28 protein-coding genes and 1 tRNA gene are annotated in these 23,866 nt (G+C 46.2%); 15 read left to right on the plus strand and 14 right to left on the minus strand.

The genetic code is table 11. The features are described from left to right. Position 1: 1 nt before the first annotated feature. The 6 genes from phrB (at position 2) to M2404_RS09655 (ending at position 5,583) form a co-directional block, all read left to right on the plus strand. A complete protein-coding gene (phrB, locus tag M2404_RS09630) occupies positions 2–1,423 on the plus strand; it encodes a deoxyribodipyrimidine photo-lyase (protein WP_259239511.1) in 1,422 nt (473 codons plus the stop codon). Continuing rightward, positions 1,420–1,863 carry a nuclear transport factor 2 family protein gene (locus M2404_RS09635; RefSeq protein ID WP_259239512.1) on the plus strand — a complete coding sequence of 148 codons (444 nt, stop codon included), beginning with the start codon at positions 1,420–1,422 and terminating at the stop codon, positions 1,861–1,863. The genes phrB and M2404_RS09635 overlap by 4 nt, the downstream gene beginning before the upstream one ends. Positions 1,864–1,898: 35 nt before the next feature. Continuing rightward, entirely contained in the window at positions 1,899–3,155 is a 1,257-nt protein-coding gene (locus tag M2404_RS09640) for an NAD(P)/FAD-dependent oxidoreductase (RefSeq protein WP_259239513.1), read from the plus strand. Then, positions 3,155–3,919, plus strand: coding sequence for a DUF1365 domain-containing protein (locus tag M2404_RS09645; RefSeq protein WP_259239514.1), 765 nt, complete (start codon positions 3,155–3,157; stop codon positions 3,917–3,919). The genes M2404_RS09640 and M2404_RS09645 overlap by 1 nt, the downstream gene beginning before the upstream one ends. After that, positions 3,916–5,157 (plus strand): SAM-dependent methyltransferase, encoded by a 1,242-nt coding sequence (locus M2404_RS09650; RefSeq protein WP_259239515.1) that lies wholly within the window; start codon positions 3,916–3,918, stop codon positions 5,155–5,157. The genes M2404_RS09645 and M2404_RS09650 overlap by 4 nt, the downstream gene beginning before the upstream one ends. Before the next feature lie 234 nt (positions 5,158–5,391). Then, positions 5,392–5,583 carry a CsbD family protein gene (locus tag M2404_RS09655; RefSeq protein WP_259239516.1) on the plus strand — a complete coding sequence of 64 codons (192 nt, stop codon included), beginning with the start codon at positions 5,392–5,394 and terminating at the stop codon, positions 5,581–5,583. A 33-nt stretch (positions 5,584–5,616) separates the two neighbouring features. On the opposite strand, the gene M2404_RS09660 is transcribed toward M2404_RS09655, so the two are convergent. Then, on the minus strand, positions 5,617–6,450 hold the full coding sequence (locus M2404_RS09660; RefSeq protein WP_259239517.1) for a CvfB family protein: 834 nt from the start codon (positions 6,448–6,450) through the stop codon (positions 5,617–5,619). A gap of 137 nt (positions 6,451–6,587) precedes the next feature. On the opposite strand from M2404_RS09660, the gene rlmF reads away from it, so the two are divergent. Next, on the plus strand, positions 6,588–7,517 hold the full coding sequence (gene rlmF / locus M2404_RS09665) for a 23S rRNA (adenine(1618)-N(6))-methyltransferase RlmF (RefSeq protein WP_259239518.1): 930 nt from the start codon (positions 6,588–6,590) through the stop codon (positions 7,515–7,517). Between the two features lie 25 nt (positions 7,518–7,542). Here rlmF and M2404_RS09670 read toward each other — a convergent pair whose 3' ends face one another. Continuing rightward, on the minus strand, positions 7,543–7,749 hold the full coding sequence (locus M2404_RS09670; RefSeq protein WP_259239519.1) for a DUF2061 domain-containing protein: 207 nt from the start codon (positions 7,747–7,749) through the stop codon (positions 7,543–7,545). Positions 7,750–7,874: 125 nt separating this feature from the next. Here M2404_RS09670 and M2404_RS09675 point away from each other — a divergent pair, with 125 nt between their 5' ends. Next, complete coding sequence (locus tag M2404_RS09675; RefSeq protein WP_259239520.1) at positions 7,875–8,162, plus strand: hypothetical protein; 288 nt, start codon at positions 7,875–7,877, stop codon at positions 8,160–8,162. A 2-nt stretch (positions 8,163–8,164) separates the two neighbouring features. Here the strand turns inward: M2404_RS09675 and M2404_RS09680 are convergent, their stop codons facing one another. Beyond that, positions 8,165–9,679: a DUF3413 domain-containing protein gene (locus tag M2404_RS09680; protein ID WP_259239521.1), complete on the minus strand. Its 1,515-nt coding sequence runs from the start codon at positions 9,677–9,679 to the stop codon at positions 8,165–8,167. 6 nt (positions 9,680–9,685) lie between these two features. Beyond that, entirely contained in the window at positions 9,686–9,910 is a 225-nt protein-coding gene (locus M2404_RS09685; protein WP_259239522.1) for a YejL family protein, read from the minus strand. Between the two features lie 70 nt (positions 9,911–9,980). Between M2404_RS09685 and yejK the strand changes: the two genes are divergently transcribed. Further along, positions 9,981–11,027 carry a nucleoid-associated protein YejK gene (gene yejK, locus M2404_RS09690; protein WP_259239523.1) on the plus strand — a complete coding sequence of 349 codons (1,047 nt, stop codon included), beginning with the start codon at positions 9,981–9,983 and terminating at the stop codon, positions 11,025–11,027. Here the strand turns inward: yejK and M2404_RS20335 are convergent. From M2404_RS20335 to M2404_RS09710, 5 genes are read right to left on the minus strand one after another with little or no spacing between them, the layout of a single operon-like run. Next, positions 10,978–11,178 carry a DUF2897 family protein gene (locus M2404_RS20335; protein WP_405047780.1) on the minus strand — a complete coding sequence of 67 codons (201 nt, stop codon included), beginning with the start codon at positions 11,176–11,178 and terminating at the stop codon, positions 10,978–10,980. The two genes, yejK and M2404_RS20335, sit on opposite strands and share 50 nt — an antisense overlap. Next, complete coding sequence (locus M2404_RS09695; protein ID WP_259239524.1) at positions 11,175–11,861, minus strand: M15 family metallopeptidase; 687 nt, start codon at positions 11,859–11,861, stop codon at positions 11,175–11,177. Before M2404_RS09695 ends, M2404_RS20335 begins: the two co-directional genes overlap by 4 nt. Beyond that, on the minus strand, positions 11,858–13,000 hold the full coding sequence (gene dapE, locus M2404_RS09700) for a succinyl-diaminopimelate desuccinylase (RefSeq protein ID WP_259239525.1): 1,143 nt from the start codon (positions 12,998–13,000) through the stop codon (positions 11,858–11,860). The genes M2404_RS09695 and dapE overlap by 4 nt, the downstream gene beginning before the upstream one ends. Continuing rightward, positions 12,997–13,350, minus strand: coding sequence for an ArsC family reductase (locus M2404_RS09705; protein ID WP_259239526.1), 354 nt, complete (start codon positions 13,348–13,350; stop codon positions 12,997–12,999). Before M2404_RS09705 ends, dapE begins: the two co-directional genes overlap by 4 nt. Before the next feature lie 3 nt (positions 13,351–13,353). Continuing rightward, positions 13,354–13,848, minus strand: a complete 495-nt coding sequence (locus M2404_RS09710; RefSeq protein WP_259239527.1) for a PTS glucose transporter subunit IIA — start codon at positions 13,846–13,848, stop codon at positions 13,354–13,356. A gap of 577 nt (positions 13,849–14,425) precedes the next feature. Between M2404_RS09710 and yfbV the strand changes: the two genes are divergently transcribed. Beyond that, a complete protein-coding gene (gene yfbV / locus M2404_RS09715; protein WP_259239528.1) occupies positions 14,426–14,872 on the plus strand; it encodes a terminus macrodomain insulation protein YfbV in 447 nt (148 codons plus the stop codon). 30 nt (positions 14,873–14,902) lie between these two features. Here yfbV and xthA read toward each other — a convergent pair whose 3' ends face one another. Beyond that, the gene (gene xthA, locus M2404_RS09720) at positions 14,903–15,709 is read right to left on the minus strand and encodes an exodeoxyribonuclease III (RefSeq protein WP_259239529.1); all 807 of its coding nucleotides are present in this window, start codon (positions 15,707–15,709) and stop codon (positions 14,903–14,905) included. A 122-nt stretch (positions 15,710–15,831) separates the two neighbouring features. On the opposite strand from xthA, the gene M2404_RS09725 reads away from it, so the two are divergent. Beyond that, entirely contained in the window at positions 15,832–16,536 is a 705-nt protein-coding gene (locus M2404_RS09725; protein WP_259239530.1) for a M48 family metallopeptidase, read from the plus strand. Positions 16,537–16,785: 249 nt separating this feature from the next. Beyond that, positions 16,786–17,511 (plus strand): deoxyribose-phosphate aldolase, encoded by a 726-nt coding sequence (deoC, locus tag M2404_RS09730; RefSeq protein WP_259239531.1) that lies wholly within the window; start codon positions 16,786–16,788, stop codon positions 17,509–17,511. Here the strand turns inward: deoC and M2404_RS09735 are convergent, their stop codons facing one another. Together M2404_RS09735 and M2404_RS09740 are read right to left on the minus strand one after the other, a co-directional pair. Further along, the gene (locus M2404_RS09735) at positions 17,512–19,143 is read right to left on the minus strand and encodes a tetratricopeptide repeat-containing response regulator (RefSeq protein ID WP_259239532.1); all 1,632 of its coding nucleotides are present in this window, start codon (positions 19,141–19,143) and stop codon (positions 17,512–17,514) included. It lies immediately after the preceding gene. 119 nt (positions 19,144–19,262) lie between these two features. Beyond that, positions 19,263–19,347, minus strand: a tRNA-Tyr gene (locus M2404_RS09740). A gap of 117 nt (positions 19,348–19,464) precedes the next feature. On the opposite strand from M2404_RS09740, the gene M2404_RS09745 reads away from it, so the two are divergent. Next, positions 19,465–19,941: a VC2046/SO_2500 family protein gene (locus M2404_RS09745; protein WP_259239533.1), complete on the plus strand. Its 477-nt coding sequence runs from the start codon at positions 19,465–19,467 to the stop codon at positions 19,939–19,941. An 18-nt stretch (positions 19,942–19,959) separates the two neighbouring features. Here M2404_RS09745 and M2404_RS09750 read toward each other — a convergent pair whose 3' ends face one another. Next, entirely contained in the window at positions 19,960–20,433 is a 474-nt protein-coding gene (locus tag M2404_RS09750; RefSeq protein WP_259239534.1) for a YchJ family protein, read from the minus strand. A 69-nt stretch (positions 20,434–20,502) separates the two neighbouring features. After that, entirely contained in the window at positions 20,503–21,063 is a 561-nt protein-coding gene (locus M2404_RS09755) for a hypothetical protein (protein ID WP_259239535.1), read from the minus strand. Between the two features lie 58 nt (positions 21,064–21,121). On the opposite strand from M2404_RS09755, the gene M2404_RS09760 reads away from it, so the two are divergent. Both M2404_RS09760 and M2404_RS09765 read left to right on the plus strand, forming a co-directional pair. After that, the gene (locus M2404_RS09760; RefSeq protein WP_259239536.1) at positions 21,122–22,906 is read left to right on the plus strand and encodes a bifunctional diguanylate cyclase/phosphodiesterase; all 1,785 of its coding nucleotides are present in this window, start codon (positions 21,122–21,124) and stop codon (positions 22,904–22,906) included. 46 nt (positions 22,907–22,952) lie between these two features. Beyond that, positions 22,953–23,651, plus strand: a complete 699-nt coding sequence (locus M2404_RS09765) for a DUF3581 domain-containing protein (RefSeq protein ID WP_259239537.1) — start codon at positions 22,953–22,955, stop codon at positions 23,649–23,651. The last annotated feature ends 215 nt before the right edge of the window (positions 23,652–23,866 follow it).

Genomic DNA, 23,866 nt, shown 5'->3' on the forward strand with positions numbered 1-23,866 from the left:
TATGCAGCAACTGAATGTGGTGTGGTTACGCAACGATTTGCGTAGTTTTGATAATGCCGTACTAAGCAGTGCAACAGAAGATGCAGCCAGAACCGGTGCGGCTGTGCTGGCACTGTATATCGCTACGCCAGATACCTGGCAGTTACATGATATGGCAGCCATTAAGCAGGATTTGCTCCGCCGGCGGGTTAAGCAACTACAACAAGAACTGGCAACACTTAATATCCCGTTATTAGCCATAGAAGGCAGCAGTTACCAGCAAATCCCTGTAGTTTTTACCCGGCTTGGCCAGCATTTTTTATTAAAAGTATTTGTACAATCTGAGTATGAGCTGCGCGAGCAGCAGCGTGATAACCTGGTTGAACACGCTGTGCAGGTTAGCAATGGTCAGTTTATCCGTTTTGATACTCAGTGCATTATGCCTCCGGGCTCTGTGCGTACCCAGCAGGGTGATATCTATAAAGTGTTTACCCCGTTTAAACGCAGTTGGCTGGTGCAGTTAAAGCAGCAAGGTATAAGCTGCTATGCCCGCCCCAAAGCATTGGCGCAGGAAAAATTGCAACTGCCTGATTTTCCGGCGTTAAAACCAGGCGATAACAGCTCTGCGGCCTGGCCGGTAGCCGAGCAGGAAGTACTGCAGTTAATGCGGGCTTTTTGCCGCGAAAAAGTACACGACTACCAAAATTCCCGCGATTTTCCTGCCATAGAAGGTACATCAAAGCTGTCGGCTTATCTGGCTATTGGCGTTGTTTCTGCAGCTCAGTGTATCGCACGTTTGCAACTTGAAGCTGCCGATAGCTGGCAGCAGGATAAAAGCGGTGCTGAAGTCTGGCTGTCTGAACTCATCTGGCGTGAGTTTTACAAACACATTTTGCTAGCTTATCCCGATTTAATAAAACATCAGCCATTTCAGGCTGAAACTGCTGCTATTCGCTGGAGTAACAACCCTTCGCTGTTTAAGGCCTGGTGTGAAGGTATGACCGGGTATCCGATTGTTGATGCAGCGATGCGGCAGCTAAATAAAACCGGTTGGATGCACAACCGGCTGCGCATGATCGCCGCCAGTTTTCTGGTTAAAGATTTGCATATCGACTGGCGTTGGGGCGAGCGTTACTTTATGTCAAAGCTGATTGATGGTGACTTTGCTGCCAATAATGGCGGTTGGCAATGGGCGGCATCTACCGGTACCGACGCTGCGCCTTATTTCCGTATTTTTAATCCGGTCAGCCAGAGTGAAAAGTTTGATCCAAAAGGTGATTTCATCCGTTTTTATGTGCCAGAGCTAAGTAAGCTGCAAGGTAAAGCAATACATTGGCCACACGGGGTAGGTACTGCCAGCGGGTATCCTGCACCGGTTGTTGATCATGCTGAAGCCCGTAAACACACATTAGCGCTTTTTGCAGAGGTAAAGAAAACAGCATGAGTACTGCCGCAACCCCACGCATTGACCAATTTCTGGCATTTTATAATGGTTTGTCCGGACAGAATATAGAGACATTACCACAGTTGTATCATGCTGATGTCAGCTTTATTGATCCGGTGCACCAGCTACATGGCCGTAACGCACTAACAGAATATTTTACTCATGCCTATGCCCGCTTACAACACTGTGAGTTTATTGCCTTGCAACAAATGGAGCAGGGCGAGCAGGGGTTTATCAGTTGGCAGATGCAGTTTAGCCACCCGGCGATTGGTAAAGGTAAAACTATAATGGTGAATGGTTGCAGTGTATTACGCTGGCAGGATGGTTTAATTATTTATCACCGTGATTACTATGATTTAAGTGAAATGGTGTACCAGCACTTACCGGTTATTGGCTGGTTAACCGATAAAGTAAAACAACGTATGGCCAACGGTCAGTAAAGCAGCCAGAACATAGAGTGTTATAAAGGAAGTATATGCGTATAGCGGTAGTGGGTGGTGGTATTTCAGGCATGATGGCGTGGTATTTGTTGCAGCAAAAGCATGACGTAACGTTGCTGGAAGCGAACGATTACCTTGGTGGCCATACAGCAACAACAGATGTCGAAGTTGCAGGTAAGTCGTACGCCATTGATACCGGCTTTATTGTGTTTAATAACTGGACTTATCCTATATTTAACCGCTTTATTGCAGAGCTTGGTGTTGCATTTAACCACACTACAATGAGCTTTTCGGTCAAAAACAGTGCGCAAAACCTGGAGTATAACGGTAATACCCTTACCAGTTTATTTGCTCAGCGCCGTAACATACTGCGGCCATCATTCTGGTTAATGCTTAGCGACATTATGCGTTTTAATAAACTGGGTAAACGCCTGCTGGCAGCTAATGACGCCGATCTGGATCTGGCCCTGGGGGATTTTTTACTAAAGCATAATTTTGGTAATGGTATTCGTGATAACTACCTAATGCCAATGGGGGCGGCAATCTGGTCGGCTGGCCTGGCGGATATGCCGGCATTTCCGGTGCGTTTTTTTCTGCGCTTTTTTAATAATCATGGTCTGCTGAATATTACTGACAGGCCGCAATGGTCAGTTATTAAAGGCGGTTCCCGAAGCTATGTACAGGCTTTGTTAGCAAAACTGGGGCAGGATAAAGTAAAACTGCAGCAACAGATTAATGCTGTTGTGCGTAATGAGCATGGGGTTACATTAAGCTTTGCTGACGGACGCACTGAACAGTATGACAAGTTGATCCTGGCCTGCCACAGCGACCAGGCGCTGCGATTGCTTGGCGATAATGCCACAGAGCAGGAGCGTGTAGTATTAGGTGGTATTGCGTATCAACAGAACGAGGTTGTGTTGCATACCGATACCTGTTTATTACCCAAATGCAAGCGGGCCTGGGCTGCCTGGAATTATAACCTGGACGCCAATACCAATGATCGCGCCACGCTTACGTATAACATGAATTTGCTGCAGGGTATCAGCGCCCCTGTCACATTTTGTGTCACGCTGAATAATACTCAGGCTATTGATCCGGCTAAAATAATCCGTGTTTTCCAGTACGACCATCCGGTATACAACCATTACACACTGGCTGCACAGCAGCAACGGCATAAAATCAATGGTCATCATCATACCTATTACTGCGGTGCATACTGGCACAACGGTTTTCATGAGGACGGCGCCAGAAGTGCAGTAGAAGTTGCTGCGTTATTAGGAGTGGATTATTAATGCACTCTGGTCATGCGGTATATCAGGGCGAGGTAGGGCATTTACGGCTGGCACCGCGCGAACATGGTTTTAGTTACCCGCTGGCGCAATATTGGCTTGATTGCAGCAAGCTGGAGCAAACCGCACTGCAAGCCTGTGGTATTAAGTATGAACGCTTTGGCGCACTGAGCTTTAGGCGCAAAGATTATCTGCCTGGCAGCGGCAGTGTACATAGCGCTGTGTGCCAAAAGGTTGCTGAGCTGGGCGGTACTCATCCGGTGGCAAGGGTATTTATACTCACGCCGCTGGCCAACTGGGGCCTGTATTTTAGCCCGTTGACACTATACTACTGTTATGACGAGCAGGAGCGTTTTTGTTATTTACTGGCTGAAGTAAGCAACACACCCTGGAATGAACGGCATTACTATTTACAAACTATACCTCTGCAAGCTGCAGACTCAGGTATACATCAATTTGTGCATGATAAAGCCTTTCATGTATCGCCATTTCATTCAATGAATATGCAATACCACTGGCAAATAAGCAATCCGGCTCAGAGTCTGCAGTGCAGCATTCGCAATACTGAAGCAGATAAACATATTTTTAGTGCCTGGATCAACTTAACACGGCATGAGCTTAATGCGTTATGGCGGCGAAAATGGCTGATCCGTCAGCCATGGCAAAACGTACAGATAGTACTGCGAATATACTGGCATGCTGTAAAGCTTTATTTTAAAGGGATCCCTGTGCATGCCCACCCCAAAACGAAGGATACTAATGCATGACCATGAGCCTGACTGAAGTTTCAGTTTTTGATAATCTGAGCTGGTTTGACCGCTTATGCCGCAAGTTTGCGCTGGATTTTATCAGCCAACTGAAACATGGCGATATCACCGTGGTAGAAGGTAATCAACGTCTGCGTTTTGGTGATGAACACGCTGAATTAAAAACGGTTATTACCGTTGTTGATCCCGGCTTTTACCAGAAAATGGTTATGGCAGGCTCAGTAGGCGGAGGCGAAGCTTATATTTATGGCTGGTGGCGTTGTGACAACTTAACAGCACTGGTACGTATTTTTGCCCTTAATCTTGCCACTTTAGACAAGCTGGATTCGGCGATAACCCGTTTAGGCCGGCCGTTGCTAAAGCTACTAAACTGGCGCAACAGTAACTCGAAACAACAAGCCAGAAAGAACATTGCAGCACACTATGATCTTGGCAACGATATGTACCGGCTGTTTCTCGACAGTAGCATGATGTATTCCAGCGCTGTTTATCCTGACGCGACAGCAGATCTGGCCCAGGCGCAGCAGCATAAACTGCAGATAATTTGCGAAAAATTGCAGTTAAAACCTGAAGATCATTTGCTTGAGATTGGTACAGGTTGGGGCGGTATGGCGATATTCGCTGCTCAGCACTACGGCTGTAAGGTCACTACTACAACTATTTCACAGCAGCAGTATGATTACGCTAAGGCCCGTATTGCAGCGCTTGGGCTCCAGCAGCAAATTACTTTACTGCTACATGATTACCGCGATCTGACAGGCCAGTATGACAAATTAGTGTCGATAGAAATGATAGAAGCTGTCGGTGAAGACTATCTGGACACTTATTTTGAAAAATGCGCCAGCCTGCTAAAACCTGACGGTTTAATGGTATTACAGGCTATTACTATCGTTGATCAACGTTATAGCCAATATGTGCGTGAGGTCGATTTTATTAAACGCTATGTATTTCCCGGTGGCTGTTTACCGTCAGTCAGCCGGATGACGGATGCCATTAGCCGTAAAACAGACTTTGCTTTGCGTCATTTGCAGGATATAGGTTTTGATTACGCCAGAACGCTAAAAGACTGGTGCGATAATTTTATGCATGCCCGCGATAGGGTGCACCAGTTAGGGTACGACGATAACTTTGTCCGGCTATGGCACTTTTATCTTTGCTACTGCGAGGGCGGATTTAGAGAGCGGGCCACCAGCGCGGTACATTTGGTGTTGTCTAAACCACAAAACCGCAGTGCTTAACTATTGATTAACCGGCAAAAGTTGCAATGACGCCGGTAAAAGCTACTTACCTTTATTAAACAGCATTTAACAACCAAGCAGAATGAATAAATAACACTATGAAAAACATAGTGTTATTTCTATTTTTATTTATGGTACATGCTTTGCTTTATTAATACGGCAACTGCAAAGCGCGGCTGGGTGTTGAACACGTATTTGCAGTGTTTAGTAATTAACTAACAGTGGAGCAAATTTATGAATAGTGATATTGCAGAAGGCAAATGGCGTCAGGTGAAAGGCTCTGTTAAAGAAAAGTGGGGCAAGTTAACTGATGATGACCTGACAGAAGTAAATGGCCGCTTTGAAAAGTTTTGTGGCAAAATGCAGGAACATTACGGCATGACCCGTGAAGAAGCTGAAGATGAATTCAGACGCTTCAGAGGGTGATGCCACCAGTTAAAAAGGGCCGTATGGCCCTTTTTAACTGTTTACCAGAATGATACCGGCTTCCAGAATAACGATTTTCTTGTCTTTGTATAAAGTACCGATAGCCTGCTTATAAGCTTTTTTGCTAACACCAAAGGTAGCATAAATCAGCTCTGGTGAACTCTTGTCGGTTAACGCCAGCTTACCGCCGTTTTGTTGCAGCTTTTTCAGCACCTGCTCGGTAAGTTCCAGTGCTTGTTTATATGTTGTGGCGTTTAAGCGCAGATCAATTTTGCCATCGTCGCGTACTTTAACAATAAATGCCTGCATTTTTTCGCCGCGGCGCAGTGGTTTAAACACCTCATTTTTGTACAATACGCCCCAGTGCTGATGATTCACAATGGCTTTATAGCCAATGTCGGTTTGTTCACTGACAATAATGTCGACTTTATCTCCAGGCTTATATTCAGGAGTAGTTTTGTGCAAGTGCCGGTCAAGTTTGCTGGATGCCACGATGCGGTTGCTATTATCGACATAACAATACAATAAGTACTTATTGCCTTCTTTTAGTGGAATTTGCTGTTCACTAAAAGGCACCAGCAGGTCTTTTTTCAGGCCCCAGTTAACAAAAGCGCCTACTTTAGTGGTAGCAATAACCTGCAACTGTGCTACTTCACCCACTTTAATTTTCGGTTGTTCAGTTGTTGCAATAAGCTGATCTTCTGAATCCAGATATAAAAATACATCCAACTGCTGGCCAATCTCCAGACCTGCTGGTGCAACGTTATTGGGCAGCAGAATTTCACCCCAGCTTAAACCATCCAGATAAAAGCCAAATTTAACCTGTTTTTTTACCGTTAAACGGTTAATTTTTCCAAGAGCCAGCATGCCGTATCCAAAAGTGCGCCCCAAGCGGGCAGATTACAATGGCGGCTATTGTAGCGGTTTTTTTGCGGTACTGCTTCATATTAGCCATAGCATGATAAACTTAGCGCAATTTTTCCTGATACAGGCTCTGCTATCAAGTGTCTTCAGCACCGTTACTCCATCCGCGTAATCTTCATCAGGGCCGTTACGACTTTGCCGCACTGATTGCAACTTTACCGCAACTTGAAGCTTATGTGCGGTTGAATCCGTCGGCAGAGGCTACCATCGACTTTACCGACAGCCAGGCTGTGTTGCTGCTTAATCAGGCTTTGCTGGCAAAATATTATCAGGTGAAGTACTGGCTGCTACCGCCGGGCTATTTATGCCCGCCGATCCCAGGCCGGGCAGATTATGTGCATTATCTGGCAGATTTGCTGGCGCGCAGCTATAGCGATTTGCCAACAGGTAAACAGATTAAATTGCTTGATATTGGTACCGGGGCTAATGTGATTTACCCGGTTATCGCCAGCCAGAGCTATGGCTGGCAGGTGTGTGGCACCGATATTGATGCCGTGGCAGTGAAGGCCGCAACGCTTATTGTTGCAGCTAACCCGGCGCTTAAATCGCATATTAGTATTGTGCAGCAGCACGACACAAAGGCCATTTTCAGTGGTGTAATTAAAAGCGGGCAACGGTTTCACCTGACGATGTGTAATCCGCCGTTTTTTGCATCCGGGGCAGAAGCTGAAGCGGCAAGCCGCAGGAAATGGGCTAATCTTGGTAAAGCCGCTCAGGGGCAGCAACGTAACTTTGCCGGGCAACAACATGAGTTATGGTGCGAAGGCGGAGAGCTTAAATTTATCAGCCAGATGATCACTGAAAGCCAACTGTTTAAACAGCAGGTATGCTGGTTCAGTACCTTGGTGTCACAGCAAAAGCATGTGAGTATACTGAAAAAACTGCTACGCAGTGTCGGTGCTGTACAATCTGAGGTAATTGAGATGCGCCAGGGGCAAAAAACCAGCCGTATTCTCGCCTGGAGCTTTCTGACACCACAGCAGCAAATACAGTGGCAGAGTGTTGTTTAACATAGTGCCGTTAACGGCCGGCCTGTTAATTTATACACTCGACTTTTTTATCTGCTGAAGCGGTATTGCCAAGTTTTTGCCAGATTTTTTCGTGGAAAAAGTAACCCACAGTGTTAACTGCAGGTTCTACCACTGCGATCAAGCCGCCCAATATGAAGCTGCCAGTGATCAGGTAAGTAACGGCAAATGCTATGGTGAAATGCATAACAGCAAAAGTGATGGTCTTGGTCATGGTGGTATCCTCTGTAATCGCTATGAACTAAATGATAACGGTTCTTAATATTTTTTAAAGTGAATAAACCAGCTTAAGTTAATCGCTTTTATGAATGATGTCGTAACACGCTATCGGAGATAGATATGGACTGGCGGCAGTGGTTAGAGGTAAAACAGTTTGAGTTTTTATTGCATTGGTTTATGCGGCGCCAGCGCGAGCTAAAACTGGCAGAGCTAAACGAGCCTTTGGCCTATGATGGTTTTAGTATGTACGATCAATTATGTCTGCAGATGTTAAAAGAAGCTGAAGTCGCTTATATAGAACGGTTTTCTGAGCCGGTAGCACCTATCGCATTAACCAATATATTGCATCTGGCAGAGTTAGAGCTAGCGGGCAGGCCACCCAAGCGGCCTGCGCAAACCGTGCATTAAGGCTAATGGCCGGGTGTTTCGATCCGTTTTAATGCATCAATCAACATGGGTAAATCAAGTTTATCGTTTAGTGGCAGTAATGTACCTGCAGACCAGACACCGTAACTACCATCGGCACGTAGTATAACCATCTTATCTTTTTTAAAGCTGATAATTTCCTGGCCACTGATATTGAGCTTGGGTAATGAGCGGGGTTTTAGCAGATTGTCGCCCAGCCAACTTGCATGAGCGCTACAACCAGCCTGTGCCAGCAGTGTTGGCAGCCAGTCCAGATGCTGGGTTACCTGATGCGGTTGTAACCGGCGTAACGCGGCCCAGTTTGACCAAACCTGAACCGGTGCCAGATTAAACTGATTGTGGCTGCCGATGATGTTCATCAGCACTATATTGCTGTACTGCTGATATTCTTCCCAGCGCTGCTCCGGGATGTCATCAAACACAATCGCAAACTGACCGGCTTGCCCTGCCTGCAGCCAGGGTAGGCTGGCAACTTCAGTGTCTGCGCTGCGGCTGATGCTGATGTTAGCTGGCGAAAGCTGGGCCAGCCAGCCTGGTTCAGCCAGCAGTTGCTGCTCGGTTTGATTATCTATCATAAACTTGCCATACAGTAAGTTTAGTAAAGCTTCATTAACTGCGCGCGGTGCAAAGTGCTGTTCCAGTGGCCTTAAGCCTTTGCTGGCAACAGTGTTTTTCAGCTGTTCGCTAAAGTCGCGGGTAACCAGTAGCAGGGTTGATGCTCCGGCCTGATCAGCATGACACTCCAGTGCCTGATGAACAAACTGATTTGGTAAGCTGAGCTTATCCAGCTGCACCAGAGCGCGCTGGTTTAAGTCTACCAACTGATAACGGGCCAGAAATGTTTTCGCGGTGGCCGGGTAAGATAAAGGCAATACATTGTCTTGCTTGGTAACATCGTACTTCAGATTGGCATCAGCATATATATGCAGCAGGTGGCTTAACATAAAACTGCTGATAAAAAGTGCAAATAAAGGTGTTGCGATGCCAGACTGTTTTAAGCGCTCTACTTTTTTCCAGCAGTAGTTGCTTAGCGTTAACTCAACGGCCAGCAGCAAAGAGCCAACAGCCAGTACAATCAGCACGAAATTACGTAAATTGGTAACTATTTGCTGGCGTAGTAACTCAGTGGCCTGATCAATTGAGGCGCTGCCGATGTGATAACCGAGGCTGGCATAAACGTAAGCATCAAAAATCAGCACCACCAACGCCGTGGTTGCCAGTATAGCGGCTAAGCCACGTACATGGCGCTGGTACGGAAATACCAGCGACACCGGGAAAATAGTCAGGATAAAAAACATAAAACACAAAAAAGCGGTGTGACCAATCCAGTTTAACAGTAGGTACAGCCAGCCTAAAACAGAGGCAGGCGAGGGTTCTGCTAACCAGTACGCTGAAGTAACGGCAAGCGCCAGCAGAATATTAAAAAAACTGAACCAATGGCCCCAGTTAAGCAGGCGGTTTACTTTTTTTACCAGTGACAGATTATTTTCCAGCACCATACGCGCTTAATTCACTTTGGTATTAACGGCATCGGTTAATGCCTGATTAAAGTGGGCAACAATGGTTTGGCGCTGTGCTACCGGTACGCTGCTGTTAACAACATGGCTGATGGCGTTACCCAGACACATCAGGCTTAGTTCTGTGGTGGCTTTTTCGTTGTGCAGTACATCCAGTAACTGATTTACCAGTTTTTCAATCTGAGTGGTGGAATACTTTGATACAATTGGCATGAATTATCCGCAAGTCATGTGGTTTAAACAGTTAGAATAGTAACAGAATTCATTTTAAACAGGAAAAGTTATGTCAGTAGATGTGCAGCAGTTGGCGATAAATTACCTTGAACTGGATGAACAAACGCAGAGTAAAGCGCACTACCGGCCGTCTTTGGTTGCCCCTACGGCGGCAGTAGCGCATTTGGTAGAGCAGTTACACCTGGCTTATAACGGTAAGCCCGCCAAAGGCTACGCTGCTTTTAGCGCTGATAAAGATCCGCAGGTTATGACAGTATTAAATGACTGGCAAAAGCAAACCTCAGATTTTCTTGTACTGGCTAATACCTCTACCGCAGCGCTGGAGCAGCAACTACTGGCGCATCAGTTGCCGGAAAGTGGCTATTTGCTGATTTGCCATTATCGCTATCTGGCCAGTGATTACCTGCTGTTTTGTCTGTTAGGCAGTAAAGACCACTTTTCTTTGAGCGACGATCTGGAATTGGCGACATCACGCCATCTGGATATTGCCAGAATGCAACTGGCCGCCCGTATTGATTTAACCGAGTATGGCAGCTCGCCAGAGCAGGGAAAGTATATTAGTTTTATCCGGGGCCGTGCCGGGCGTAAAGTAGCCGATTTCTTTCTTGATTTTTTAGGTTGTGAAGAAGGCACCGATGCGCGGGTAAACAGTAAAGTGGTACTGGCGTCGGTGGAAGAGTACTTTAGTGCTGCCGAGTTTGACAGTAATGAAAAAACAGATGCCCGTAAACAAGTGTTCAGTTACTGTGAAGAGCGGGCTAAAGCCGGGCAGGATGTGGTGTTAAGCGAATTGTCGGCTGTTATTGACGAGCAGGAGCAACAGGGCTTTTTACGTTATTGCCAGGAGCAACAGCTTGAGGTGGCAGAGCAGTTTCCGGTAGAAGTAAAAGAGCTGAAAAAGCTGATTAAATTTGCCGGGCAGGGCGCCGGGCTATCGTTAAGTTTCGAGCAGAAATTGCTCGGTGACAGAGTGCAGTATGATCCGCACAGCGATACGATTTTGATTAAAGGCACACCGCCTAACCTGCGCGATCAGTTGCAGCGTTTTATTCAGGGCTATTCGGCGTTTGATCGTGAGCAGGGCTCTGCTGAGTAGTGTTACGTTGTGTGGTAGTGTTGTCTGCAATGCCCTCTGGCTGTTTTGCTGATGAGGGCATTTTTAACTTTGCCGCGTGTTTTATCAGCAAAATATTACTGATCACCAGGCCAAAGGCCAGGGCTAATGCACAAAACAGGGGCCAGTTCATGGCGCTGCCAGACAAATGTTAGCAACATAGCGCTGAAAAATAGCATCGAGGTGGGTTAATACTAATTGCTGCTCTGCCACAGGGTGTTGTGTCAGGCACTGGCGCAATAATGTACTGTTAAAGTTGGCCAGGTAAGCACTGGCCAGTGGTTGATAACTTATATGCCAGGGCTCTGCAGCAACCCCTCCCTGAAACTCGCGGTAGGGTAGAAAAAAGCCAAAGTCGGCTGCATATGCACTTAACCACTGCTGTAGCCGGTAAAATGGGCCATCCTCGCCATATTCTGCCGGTTCCAGTTGCGGTTTATAGTCTGGGGGGACTGCGGCTGCGTCGTATACATCAAGGTCTGTGCCCCAATGATGGCGGCTGGCACCGGGCAATGCAGAGTACAAGAGTACGGCATCGAGTTTAGCTTTTCCGGTTAAACTATTAATATCAATAGCTTGCCCATCCTGAGCGTAAACAGGCCTTTTTCCAGCTAATTTGGCCTGCCAAATAGCTGCCTGGCGCTGATAGGAACGAAAAGCAGAAACAAGAGTTATCTCAATGCCCTCTGTTTTGGCTGCGATACATAATGCAGTAAAGGGTTGCGCGATATCTTTATGTAACATAAAACCGTCCGGGCGCTTTAGCAGATGCTGCTCGCTCAGGCCGGTCAGGATGTCATCGCTGCAGTCGATCATAGGCTCAGTTCAAGTTGTTCCAATACGGCTTCGTACATTTTGGCCAGCTGCTCCAGCTCGGTTACCGACACACATTCATTAATTTTATGAATAGTGGCATTGCAGGGACCAAGTTCAACCACCTGAGCACCGGTTGGGGCGATAAAGCGGCCATCTGAGGTACCTCCGGTAGTTTCCAGCCGTGTTTCAAAGCCCTGAACCTGATAAATGGCTTTCACTGTTGCTGCGACTAAACTGCCACTGTCAGTTAAAAATGGCAGGCCGTTTAATGTCCAGGCCAAATCATAGTTCAAACCATGTTTGTCCAGCAGGGCAATAACTCGTTGCTGTAGTTGTTCTGCGCTGCTTTGGGTGCTGTAGCGAAAGTTAAACATAACGTTTAATTCGCCGGGGATCACATTGGATGCGCCGGTACCGGCATGTATATTGGCAATCTGAAAACTGGTTGCCGGGAAATAAGCATTGCCGTTATCCCATTGTTCTGCTGCAAGCTCAGCTAAAGCAGCGGCTGCTTTGTGCACCGGATTCTCTGCCAGTTGTGGGTAGGCGACATGGCCCTGAATACCTTTTACAGTAAGCTGCCCGGTTAATGAACCGCGCCGGCCATTTTTAACTACGTCACCGGCTTTCTGGCTGCTGGAAGGCTCACCAACAATGCACCAGCTAATCTTTTCGTTGCGGGCTTCCAGTGTTTCTATCACTCTTTTCGTACCATTGATGAACGGGCCTTCTTCATCACTGGTAATAAGATAAGCCAAATCGAATTTGGGAGTGGGGAAGCGCTGCAAAAAACGCTCTGTTGCTACCACCATTGCTGCCAGGCTGCCTTTCATATCGGCCGCGCCACGGCCATACAGCGTATCACCGATAATGGTTGGTTCAAACGGTGGTGTGTGCCATTGTTCTACCGGCCCTGTAGGTACTACATCAGTATGGCCGGCAAAACAAAATACCGGTTTGCTGTTACCACGGCGAGCCCACATATTTAACGTGTCGTCAAAATGCATAACCTCAATATTAAAGCCCACTGCGGCCAGGCGCACAGCCATGACTTGCTGGCAACCGGCATCTTCCGGAGTGACAGAGGCGCGGGAAATTAGATCCTGGGTTAATGCCACTACGGCGCTTTGGCTACTCATGTGTTTAATCCAAAAATTTGTTGATAGTCGCCCGGTTTAAAGCCTAAATGGTATTTACCGTTGTACAGCAGTAGTGGCCGTTTAATCATCGCTGGTTGCGCCAGCATTAGCGCCAGTGCCTTTTGCTCGGTCAGATCGGCTTTATCACTCTGATCTAACTGCCGGTATGTTGTGCCCCGGGTATTAAGCAGGTTTTGCCAGCCGCAGTGAGTGGCGAAGGTTTGCAACTGCGCAGCTGTTAAACCATCAACGCGGTAGTCAATAAACTGGTAAGGGATTTGCTGTTGCTCCAGCCAGTTACGAGCTTTTTTTATCGTGTCACAATTTTTTATGCCGTATAGCGTAGTCATATTTTATTTGTTCTTTAGCTGAATAATTATGGCGATATCCGTTGCCGCTGCAACATAGCGCTGCATACAGAATATCGCCTCGATAGCCGGGTGGGGTAATACCATCAATGCTGCATAGCAGCCCTGGCCAGCTTGCAGATAGTGCGGGTCCAGCCGCAATACAGGTTGACCTGCGCTAAGCAATTGCTCTGAATCTGCCAGATACTCAATGCCTTTGCCCAAACCGCTCATGACGCTGGAAGGAAAGTCCAGTTGCAAAGTCAGGCCGCTGCTGTGTTTAAACCGCAACCTGCGTCTGCCATTCAGGCTGCACTGATACAGGCTGTTAAACGGCGCTACCACAGTGTTTTGCTGTAATTTAATACATAAAGCCTGTTGCACAATACCACTGTTATACAACAACTCCGGGTGTGAGCTTATTGGCAACAAAGTGCCGCAGGCCGGGCTTTTTACAGCAATACCTTCTATTTCGTTAAGTTGCGTTAGCCAATTTAGCAACAGCGGCAGATCCTGATACAGAGTATAGCGTTTATCCTAATCTAAACCGGCATGATTACTCAACGAATTCCTGCCATAGCGGGCCAGGTTAAACAAAATATCACCTGTTCCGTTTTTACTAAATGTGACATTTTAACGGCCTTAGTATTATTTTTTCATGAAATCATTATTTTTACTGGCAAATAACCTGACAACAGCCGTACTTTTGCTGTGCTATATAGGGTTAGGTTGTCCACAGATTTTGTGGATAACTTTGTGTGTAACGCTGTTTAACTTGCCTAAGTTAGCGTAACTTAAAGACTAAATATTATGGCATATTTTTTGTTAGTTTGTGCTTAAGCTAAAGGTGGGTTTAATGCTGGTAAAAAGTGAGTTTCACAAGGCAGCCAAGGCTCAGTCCGGTTGAAATGTCAGTTTGCACTAATTGAATTACTGGTTTTTGCTGAGGCAAAGTGTAATTTTTATTTCCCATAATATCATACACCTTTGACTGGCCGGGCGAAGTGCTATTAATGTCAGGAGTAAAGTGGCTGGTTTTATGCTATCGTTCAGACATAGTTTTCGGTAGGAGGTGGTAATGCAGTATCCGCTTTATGCAACCCTGCGCGCCGGGCGCGAGTACAGTAAGTTGTGGCCCGCCAAAGCAGAGCTTAATAGCCTGTTTATTGAAAATAAGGTTATTTTACTGACATCAATCACCGGTCGTTATTTACCCGGTCTGGCGCTGCTGTTTGCGGCTGTACAATACAGTTATCTGGGCAGTGCATTTTTGCCACAAATTTTGGCGATGATGTTGTTCTTAGTATCGCTGCCGTTGCAAGGGCTGTATTGGCTTGGGGTGCGTGCTGAAACAAAGTTACCGCCATCAATTGCATCCTGGTATCAGCATATAAGGCAGCAAATGCAACAGCATGGAGTAGAGCTGGCCCCTGTATCACAACCAGGGCGTTACAAAGACCTTGCGGCTTTACTGAAAAAGGCCTATCAGCAACTGGATAAAACTTTCGTCAGGCAGTGGTTGTAGCCACTACCTGGCAATGCCCAGTGTTAGAGCTTACTTAAATACAGACCATACCGGAGCATGATCTGAAGGGCGTTCTATACCGCGCAGTTCATAGTCAATACTGCTTTCTATACAGCGCTTAGCCAGAGGCGCTGTAGCCAGAACAACATCAATACGCAAGCCGCGGTTGTCATCAAAACCCTTAGAACGATAATCAAACCAGCTATACTGGGCGCTTGTTTCCGGGTGCAGGGCACGAAAAGTATCAATTAAGCCCCAGTCTTTAAGTTGCTGTAACCAGGCCCGTTCCTCAGGCAAAAATGAGGTTTTGCCTTCGCGTAACCAGCGCTTGGCATTGGCTTCGCCTATGCCAATGTCCAGATCAATTGGCGATATATTAATGTCGCCAATAATGGCCAGCTGCTCATCCGGGCTATGGTGTTCGGTTAGGTAACGTTGTAGATCGGCATAAAATTTGGTTTTTGCCGGAAACTTGACCGGATGATCGCGGTTTTCTCCCTGAGGGAAGTAGCCATTCAGTACGGTTAGCGGCGTGCCGTCGGCCTGGGTAAAGCTGCCAATCAGCATTCTGCGCTGAGCATCCGCTTCGTCTGTAGGAAAGCCATACTGCATTTTTGTGGCGGGCTCTTTACTGAGAATTGCCACGCCGTAGTGCCCTTTCTGGCCAAAATGATAAACGTGATAGCCCATCGCCTGAACATCAGCCAACGGAAACTCATCATCATGAACTTTAATTTCCTGCAGGCCGATAATATCTGGTTGATGTTTATCGATAAGTGCTTGCAGCTGGTGTAGTCTTGCTCGTATTCCATTGATATTAAATGAAATAATTTTCATGCTGTGTTAGGCCCTTAATTTGTTTAATACCGCTAAGTAGCAGGATAATAACACTTTATCCGCTGCTGTGGCACAATGATGGCGTGATTAAGCTAAGTCAGAACCCCGGTATGGAGTAGAGATTGTCAGCGTTAAAGATAGAAACCGAGCAGTTTAGCTACACCGTGCATTACAGTTCAAGAAGACGTAGTGTGGCGTTGCAGGTTAAGCAGGGCCAACTGACAGTGCGGGCGCCACTTGGTTATAACCTGGCTGACATAAAGAAGTTGGTGCAACAGAAGCAGCAGTGGGTAATAAAACATCTGCAGCAAGTGAAGCAGCAAATCAGGCCACAATGGCTGGCAGGACAGCAATTACCGTTACTGGACAGTACCATCGGATTAACCCGGTTGCGTGGAGCGAAATCAGTAGTGCTGCATGACGAACATAATATTACAGTTATTGTGTCATCCCGTGTGCAACCGCAACGCTATCAAAAGGTGCTATTAACCTTGTTGCAAAAATGGTATCAAGAACAAGCGTTTAGTTGGTTTGCAGAGCGGGTGTTTTACTGGCAAAACAAGATGAATGTACGCTCCGGCAATATAATTATTGGCAATTGGCGCACAAAATGGGGTTATTGTAAAAGCACCGCAGAGTTGGGGTTTAACTGGCGTTTAATGATGGCTCCTGCCTGGGTAGCAGACTATGTGGTGGTGCATGAACTGGCTCATCTTAAGCATCTGAACCATTCGCCGCGTTTCTGGCAACTGGTAGGCGTGTATTATCCGCAAGCAGAACAGGCTAAAGCCTGGCTAAAACAGAATCAGCACTTATTAGAGCTATAAAAAAAGCGCCGATACAGGACCGGCGCAAACACTAGGACATCGAAACAGGAGAGAAAAGGTGTTACATAGCTACTACTGGTAAATAAGACCGGGCCTTTGGCAAAAGATTCAAAATTATTTTCAATTATTTTTCGTGACAGTGTTTTGCATTTTTATGGGTATTTGGTTTAAGCTCCGCGGCATCTACAGTGTGATGTTACTACAGCGAACAGACAGCTAATATTGCTGTTTTGCGACGGGGCTTTAACGATGACAAACCTGCTACGCCTGCAACAACTGGCAAAACTATTAGATATTACCCGTTTACAGGATGATGATACAGAGCAGAGCTTTGGCCAGTGGCTTGGAAGTGTTCCCGCTCTGACTCCTGCGGCTTACTGTGTTTATCCTCAATTTTTGGCAAGTTTACAACAGTGGCCACAACGTGCACGGCAGGCGAACATTGCCACAGTGGTTAATTTCCCCGGCGCAGAGTTGGCTGCCGATATCGCATGTGAGCAAATTCAGCAAGCCAAAATGGCCGGAGCAACAGAAATTGATTGTGTCTTGCCCTATAAAGCTCTGCTGCGTGGCGAGCAGGGCTTAGTTAAAAGCTTTTTATACGATATACGCCAGGCTTGCGCTAACAGCTGTTTAAAAGTGATTATCGAATCTGGTGAGCTGGTTACAGCGCAACAAATTACCAAAGCGACCGAACTGGTAATAGAAGGGGGCGCTGATTTTGTCAAAACATCCACCGGCAAAGTTGCCACCGGGGTTACTATTGAAGCGGCCCGTATTATTCTCACGGTAATTGCTGCGGCAAACCGCCAGGTTGGTTTTAAAGCGTCTGGCGGTGTACGTAATATTGCTCAGGCGCTTGAACTGATGCAGTTATATGAGGATATTACCGGGCGAATTGCCACCAATGCCGGCATTCGAATTGGTGCCAGTGCGCTGGCTAATGACGTAGCGCAACAACTTCTGTCGCAGTAATCAGCGCCTGAATTCATCGCGTAGTTTATCAAATTGCTGCAGAAGCTCTTTATAACGTACGCGATGATGCTCGGGTAAAGGCATGTTGTCGACAACGCGGAATGTTTTTTTACAGCGCTCAAATAGCTCTCTTGATTTATTTCTTTGCTGACTGTTTAACTGCTGAATGGATGCCTGGATAAGATTCAAAGCACTACCGGTATTCATTGGCGCCACTTCCAGCGCTGCTTCAAATTGCCTGACTGCAGCGACAAAATTACCTTCTTTGTAGCTTTTGATACCCGCTTTATTCAACTCAGCAAATTGCAGCTGCTTCTGATCGACAAAATGTTGTTGATCGCCGAACAGTGAATTTAGCACCGGGTTGGCCATCAGTTCTGCTGGTAATAGCTTTTGTAGTGTAGCTGCTTGCTCATACTCGCCAATTTGATTTAGCAAAAAGATAGCATCCGGCAAAATCTGATGTTGATCATGTAGCTCTTCAGACACCGCCGCATAGGTTTTTTTTGCCTGATACTGGGCACCGTTTAGTGATTCCAGCCTTGCCTGACACAGAGATTCAAATAAATCGAAGTTAATTTCTCTTGTCATCATTTCATCACGTTTAACGCGCTGTAGAGCAAGCGACACTTCTTGCAGGTAGCGGTTACGGTTTGCCGGTTCGTCAGCTCTTACTGCAGCCTCAATAACGGTGCGGATATAGTTAAGCAAATGAATAATGTCCTGCTTTATTGAGCGGCGGGTAATCTCATATAACTGCTTACTGGCAAGAACCTGTTGGGGAATATTATTTAAATCGCGGGCCATTTCCATCACAAGGTATTGGCGCTGCATACTGTAGGGGGCTATTTCTGCCGCCGCCTGAATGCTGCTGAAGGCTTTATCTGTCTCGCCCATAGCGCGATAATTTTGTGCCTGAATATCATAAGCTTCAGCAAAATAACGATTATTCTCTATCGCCTCCTGACACAGGGCCATACTGTCTTCAAAACGGTTTTGCCGGTAGCACACTTTTGCCTGCAGCAATAATGCCCAGCCGCTGCGTCGTTGTGACAGCGTTTCCTGTAATATATGTTCAGCTTCGGCAAGCTGGTTTAGCTTAATAAGATTTTCTACCAGCACACGTTTACAGAATGGCTGATAACGACCTTCAGTGCCTATTTCCTGCTGACACAGTGTGACCACCTGTTCTGCTTGTTCGTCAAATAATGCCTGATACACTGCAGCCAGTTGAGTTTTTTTTCTTTTTATCCGTTGAATTCTGCTACGCAGTACGTTTTGTGAAAAGGGTTTGACCAGATAGTCGTCAGGCTCTAATTCTACCGCGCTCATTACCATAGGGACGGTATTTTCACCGGTTACCAACATAAAAATACTATGCGGGCCAAGCAGTTTTTTTTCCCGTAGATCTTCAAGTAGCTGCTTGCCGTTTTTGCCTACACCCAAATGGTAATCAACAAACAAGACGTCATAATTTACATTGGCGCACTTGGCCAATGCCTGCTCACCAGTGGGAGCAAAGGCAACGTTGGTGGCTCCCATAGAGTACAGGATGCCTTTAAACATCAATTGAAAAGCCCGTTGATCATCAACAATTAGTATCCGCTGATTCTCAAGCGTCTTGTTATTCATTCACACCACTTCGCCTAAAACTAAATTCAGTTAAGTGTCGGAAATAACAGGGTGATTAGCAAGAAAATTAATACAGCAGTGTGGTGCAGAGGAGTGTTTAGCTTAGTACGGTAGGAAAATGGTGGAGGGGGAAGGATTCGAACCTTCGAAGGCAGTGCCGGCAGATTTACAGTCTGATCCCTTTGGCCACTCGGGAACCCCTCCACGAGTGGACGGCATATTATCAAACTGACTTTTGAAGTAAAGGCATTTGCTAAACTTTTTTGTCTGACTGCCGATAAATGCAGCAAGAGCAAAACAAAACCGGTATAACTGCGCAAAATGTCGATGGTAATTAACGAATGGCAACTTGATGTAAAGCTGAATCGAGCTCTGCAAAATGCCCAGCGCACAGATTTTGCTTTGTACCTTGCGCTGTTGTCACCGGCAGTAGAAGAGTCTGCCCAGTTCTATACGCCGGATGCTATTGAGCAAAGCGCACAACTTAATTTATATCAGCAACTTGGTGTTGCGTTACCGCGTAGCCTGGCACAGACAGAAGCTGATACGATAACAATGCTCAAACAGAGCAAAGCTCTGGGCAGTAGTGGTTTAGCCCAGCTAAAGCTGGCTACTTACCTTAACCCGCCGCCTTTAGCCCGGCATGATGATAAGCAGCGGCTAGCTGATGATGTATGGCAAAACTTAAGTTTGCATAGTCGCAGAAGGTTACAACATACCACGCCTGAAAAACCACAGGCTAACCCGGCAGATCTTTATGAAGTATTACAGCAATTACACGGTAGTGAGGCTGCCTGAGTATTATAAACAGCGTGGCTAGCTACCTGATATACGGTGCACTACACAATGCTTAAATTTTTTAGCGCTACCACAAGGGCAGAACTCATTGCGACCAATTTTTACCGGCGCTTTATCATTTAATATACCGTCAATGTAGTACCAGGCTTTGTCGTATACGAAGCGGGAGCGTTCGGCAAATTCGTACAGTGTACTTTGCTGTATATAGCGCACACTGAAACTAACATAGCCCTCGCTATCTGTTTGTTCTGAGGACAGAACAGTTAGTTTGATAAAATGGCTGTTATTGGCAAAAGCCGCCAGTGATGTATGAGAGTTAGCCGCCTGTTTTGAGGGATGATAAGTTTGATGCAAGTAATTGATATTACGCTGGCAATAAGCACTGTAACGTGAGCGCATTAACTGCTCGCAATGTGCTGCGTGTGCCTGCCCGGATATCAATGGCAGGCAACACAAACTGAATTCTTTGGCTGAGCCACAGTAGCATTGCATATTAATCCGCTTTACCTGTTCGTTAAAAAGCCTGATCTTAGCATCTTTGCCGCGTGAATTTAAAATGCATTAGTGGGTAATGTGCTCTTGTTGCAGCTGTTCGCATTGATAAAACCAAGTGTTATGCATTACTGCCAGTTTACGACAGATGTTTAGCTGCTGCGGGTCCAGCATCCGGGCAAAGTTGATAACGACTTTACAGCTCGCGGATACCAATGCCTGCTGAATAGTTGCATTGAGATCCCTGATTTGCTTCTGATGTACAATCAAAACATTATGAAAAGATATTTGGTGCTGCTCAGCCCAGGTTTTGTGCGGTATATGCGATGGAGCTATTAACAGAATCCATCCTTGCTGATGCTGATGCTGCTGAATCAGCTGCAGTAAGGAGTGATGTGAAGGATTAGCTGTAATGGCTTCACTATCAGTTACCGAATGTATTTTCAACAAACGGCTATCGGAGTAAGCGGTTGCTGCATTAGCATAAAATTGTTGATTAACCGGGCGGTTATACATATCTACCTCTACATGTCTATTTATACAGTGTATGTATATACAGTATTTGCTTGTTGTGTAAAAAGCAAGCGTTTTAGCCGTTTTTTTACTGTCATAGAACCCAGGCAGTGTCATGCAGTTGTCATACTGAAGTATTAACCTTTTGCCGCAGTTGCTTACATCGGTTGTAGTTATGACGGTTAACCCGAATTATTGTACTGAGTTGTCGAACCTTATCCGGCAGCGCGCACTGACTCCGCTTTTTCAACCTATTTTCAGTCTGTCGTCTACAGAGGTGCTGGGTTATGAGGCCCTGATAAGAGGGCCATCAAATAGCCCGTTGCATTCTCCCTTATTGTTATTTAAAGCGGCATTGATGTGCGAAATGCTGGAGCCGCTTGAGATGCTGTGCCGACAGATAAGTATTGAAGCTTTTGCCAGAGCAAAGATGCCTGGCTTGCTGTTTCTCAATGTTAACCCGTTATTATTGCTTACCTCAGATCATCCCTCCGGGCTAACAAACAGGCTGTTGCAGCAAGCAGAACTTGACCCGTCCCGGGTTGTTATTGAAATTTCAGAGCAATATCAGGTTGAAGATCCAAGCGTATTAGTAAGGGCTGTAAACCATTATCGTGAGCTTGGGTTCTCTATCGCGATTGACGATTTAGGCAGTGGCTTTTCCGGCCTGAAGCTGTGGTCTGAGTTAAAACCAGATATTGTCAAAATTGACCGTTATTTTATCAGCCAACTACATACAGATCCGACCAAAAGAGCTTTTGTGCAGAATATAGTGGCTCTGGCTAATGCAACCGGCTCAAAAATTGTCGCAGAAGGCATAGAAACCCAGGAGGAGCTATTACTGTGTCAGGAGCTTGGCGCTGATTATGGCCAGGGCTTTCTGCTGGGTCGGCCAGTTGCAAAAATAGAAGCCTCACCGCACGGGCGGTATTTACTGGTTAAACAAAAGCAGCCTTACACAGCGGCGGCTGAAAAAGTATCTGCGATTGTGCAGTTTTTACCAGCCATTGAAAGCGGGGCTTTGGCGGGAGCGGTTATGCAGTTATTCAGCGACAACCCTGATTGGGCAGGTCTGGCTATTGTCGAATCTGGTATTCCGGTTGGCATGATAAACCGGGCACAGTTGCTGGCAATGTTTGCAATGCCGTATGGCCGCTCGTTGTATGAAAAAAAGCCAATAAAGCGCCTTATGACAATAAGCCCGGTGGTCGTAGATGAACACACTAGTCTGGACGACGTGAGTGAGTTAGTCACCCGTAATGAAGATGGTGATAATAACTGGTTTTTTATTGTGACATCAGCACAGCGTTATATTGGTATTGGTTCAGTGCGGTTGTTGCTAAAAAAAATTACAGAGCGAAAGTTGCAACATGCCCGTTATGCCAATCCACTAACATTACTGCCGGGGAACGTACCGATTTATCAGGAGGTCGATCGCTTACTAAGCCAACAGATGAACTTTACTCTGGCTTATGCAGATTTAAATCACTTTAAGCCATATAACGATATATATGGATACAGCAGAGGAGATTTGGTATTACAACTGCTGGCTGAAATTATTAGTCAGGCTGTTGCCGATTCTGGTAATTTTGTCGGCCATGTTGGCGGTGATGACTTTATTATCATCTTTACCAGTGATAATTGGCAAACTGCCTGCCAGCAGATAGTACAGGATTTTAATCAGCGTATTGTGCATTATTATGATGCAGCGCATGTCGCAGCAGGTGGGCTTAGTGCTGTTAGCCGATCTGGCGACATGTGTTTTTATCCTTTGCTGGCGTTATCTATAGGAGTAGTATTACCCGATCCTGCATTGTGTTCATGTCATCATGATGTGGCTGCGATAGCGACGTCGGCAAAAACAGAAGCGAAAAAGTTGCCGACAGGAGGCGTATTTGTTTCGCGACGCAGAGGCCCTGCCACAGCTATTCCGGTACTGGCTGGACCATTGCCCCGCTAAATTTGAGTAGAATAGCCTGCTTATATTGTAAGAGAGTCAGCAATCGATGTTGTTAGAAAAGTATGTTAACCAAAGTAGCGCAGGTTTTAGTTTTAGCCGTAAGCAGGCCAGTGAGTTTGCCAAACAAGTAGCAACGGACTTTAATCCGATTCACGATGAAGAAGCGAAACGGTTTTGCGTACCAGGCGATTTATTGTTTTCGTACCTGTTAAACCGGTACGGTATTACAGAACAACTTAGCTGCCAGTTCTCTGGCATGGTAGGCGCTGACGTGCTTTTACAATGTAAAGAGCAGGATAACCTGATAACGATTTGCGATAATCAGGATAAAACCTACTTGTCTTTGCAGCATAACGGCGCTTGTCAGCATGACTTAGCTGTTATTGAGCCATTAATCCGCGACTACGTGAAATTCTCCGGTCAGAACTTCCCACATATACTATTACCGTTGATGCAACAGCATCAGGTGATGATTAATCCGCAGCGTCCGCTGGTGATCTACGAGAGTATGGCACTAAGCTTTGTCCGTTTGCCCAGACAAAAAGTGGATTTATGCCTTACCGCATCTTCGCTATCGGTAGATGGTAAACGTGGTAATGCTTTGCTGGAGTTCTCGTTAAGCGAGCAGGGTGAACTGATAGGTAAAGGCGAAAAGCGGATGATCCTAAGCAACCTTATGCCATACGATGACGCTCAAATGCAGCAAATGGTTGCTGAGTATAATAGCCGTAAAGTTGCGGCTTAATACAAAGAAGGGAAATGCGTGTTTTGGCTAATTAATCAGCAGTCACGCTTTTTTCTCAAATAACCGCTTGCAGGTCTCCTAAAAGGCCCTATAATGCGCGCCATGCCACGGGGCGCTGCAGTTTGGGTGCTTCAGGTGAGTCAAAACGGGTCGCAAAAATCTTTTAAAAAGACGCTTGACAGACTGGTTTAAATCACTAAAATGGCGCCCTCGCT

The organism is Rheinheimera pacifica, assembly GCF_024809855.1.
GTDB lineage: Bacteria > Pseudomonadota > Gammaproteobacteria > Enterobacterales > Alteromonadaceae > Alishewanella > Alishewanella pacifica_A.

Bases quoted from the DNA above. Each gene is read 5' to 3' on its own strand.
- xthA (WP_259239529.1), bottom strand. From the start codon at position 15,709: ATGAAAATTATTTCATTTAATATCAATGGAATACGAGCAAGACTACAC.
- yejK (WP_259239523.1), top strand. From the start codon at position 9,981: ATGTCAGTAGATGTGCAGCAGTTGGCGATAAATTACCTTGAACTGGAT.
- M2404_RS09655 (WP_259239516.1), top strand. From the start codon at position 5,392: ATGAATAGTGATATTGCAGAAGGCAAATGGCGTCAGGTGAAAGGCTCT.
- M2404_RS09680 (WP_259239521.1), bottom strand. From the start codon at position 9,679: ATGGTGCTGGAAAATAATCTGTCACTGGTAAAAAAAGTAAACCGCCTG.
- yfbV (WP_259239528.1), top strand. From the start codon at position 14,426: ATGCAGTATCCGCTTTATGCAACCCTGCGCGCCGGGCGCGAGTACAGT.
- M2404_RS09760 (WP_259239536.1), top strand. From the start codon at position 21,122: ATGACGGTTAACCCGAATTATTGTACTGAGTTGTCGAACCTTATCCGG.
- M2404_RS09670 (WP_259239519.1), bottom strand. From the start codon at position 7,749: ATGACCAAGACCATCACTTTTGCTGTTATGCATTTCACCATAGCATTT.
- M2404_RS09675 (WP_259239520.1), top strand. From the start codon at position 7,875: ATGGACTGGCGGCAGTGGTTAGAGGTAAAACAGTTTGAGTTTTTATTG.
- M2404_RS09765 (WP_259239537.1), top strand. From the start codon at position 22,953: ATGTTGTTAGAAAAGTATGTTAACCAAAGTAGCGCAGGTTTTAGTTTT.
- M2404_RS09660 (WP_259239517.1), bottom strand. From the start codon at position 6,450: ATGCTGGCTCTTGGAAAAATTAACCGTTTAACGGTAAAAAAACAGGTT.
- M2404_RS09745 (WP_259239533.1), top strand. From the start codon at position 19,465: ATGTCGATGGTAATTAACGAATGGCAACTTGATGTAAAGCTGAATCGA.
- M2404_RS09645 (WP_259239514.1), top strand. From the start codon at position 3,155: ATGCACTCTGGTCATGCGGTATATCAGGGCGAGGTAGGGCATTTACGG.
- M2404_RS20335 (WP_405047780.1), bottom strand. From the start codon at position 11,178: ATGAACTGGCCCCTGTTTTGTGCATTAGCCCTGGCCTTTGGCCTGGTG.
- M2404_RS09695 (WP_259239524.1), bottom strand. From the start codon at position 11,861: ATGATCGACTGCAGCGATGACATCCTGACCGGCCTGAGCGAGCAGCAT.
- M2404_RS09755 (WP_259239535.1), bottom strand. From the start codon at position 21,063: ATGACACTGCCTGGGTTCTATGACAGTAAAAAAACGGCTAAAACGCTT.
- deoC (WP_259239531.1), top strand. From the start codon at position 16,786: ATGACAAACCTGCTACGCCTGCAACAACTGGCAAAACTATTAGATATT.
- M2404_RS09685 (WP_259239522.1), bottom strand. From the start codon at position 9,910: ATGCCAATTGTATCAAAGTATTCCACCACTCAGATTGAAAAACTGGTA.
- M2404_RS09640 (WP_259239513.1), top strand. From the start codon at position 1,899: ATGCGTATAGCGGTAGTGGGTGGTGGTATTTCAGGCATGATGGCGTGG.
- M2404_RS09635 (WP_259239512.1), top strand. From the start codon at position 1,420: ATGAGTACTGCCGCAACCCCACGCATTGACCAATTTCTGGCATTTTAT.
- phrB (WP_259239511.1), top strand. From the start codon at position 2: ATGCAGCAACTGAATGTGGTGTGGTTACGCAACGATTTGCGTAGTTTT.
- dapE (WP_259239525.1), bottom strand. From the start codon at position 13,000: ATGAGTAGCCAAAGCGCCGTAGTGGCATTAACCCAGGATCTAATTTCC.
- M2404_RS09750 (WP_259239534.1), bottom strand. From the start codon at position 20,433: ATGCAATGCTACTGTGGCTCAGCCAAAGAATTCAGTTTGTGTTGCCTG.
- M2404_RS09650 (WP_259239515.1), top strand. From the start codon at position 3,916: ATGACCATGAGCCTGACTGAAGTTTCAGTTTTTGATAATCTGAGCTGG.
- M2404_RS09705 (WP_259239526.1), bottom strand. From the start codon at position 13,350: ATGACTACGCTATACGGCATAAAAAATTGTGACACGATAAAAAAAGCT.
- M2404_RS09735 (WP_259239532.1), bottom strand. From the start codon at position 19,143: ATGAATAACAAGACGCTTGAGAATCAGCGGATACTAATTGTTGATGAT.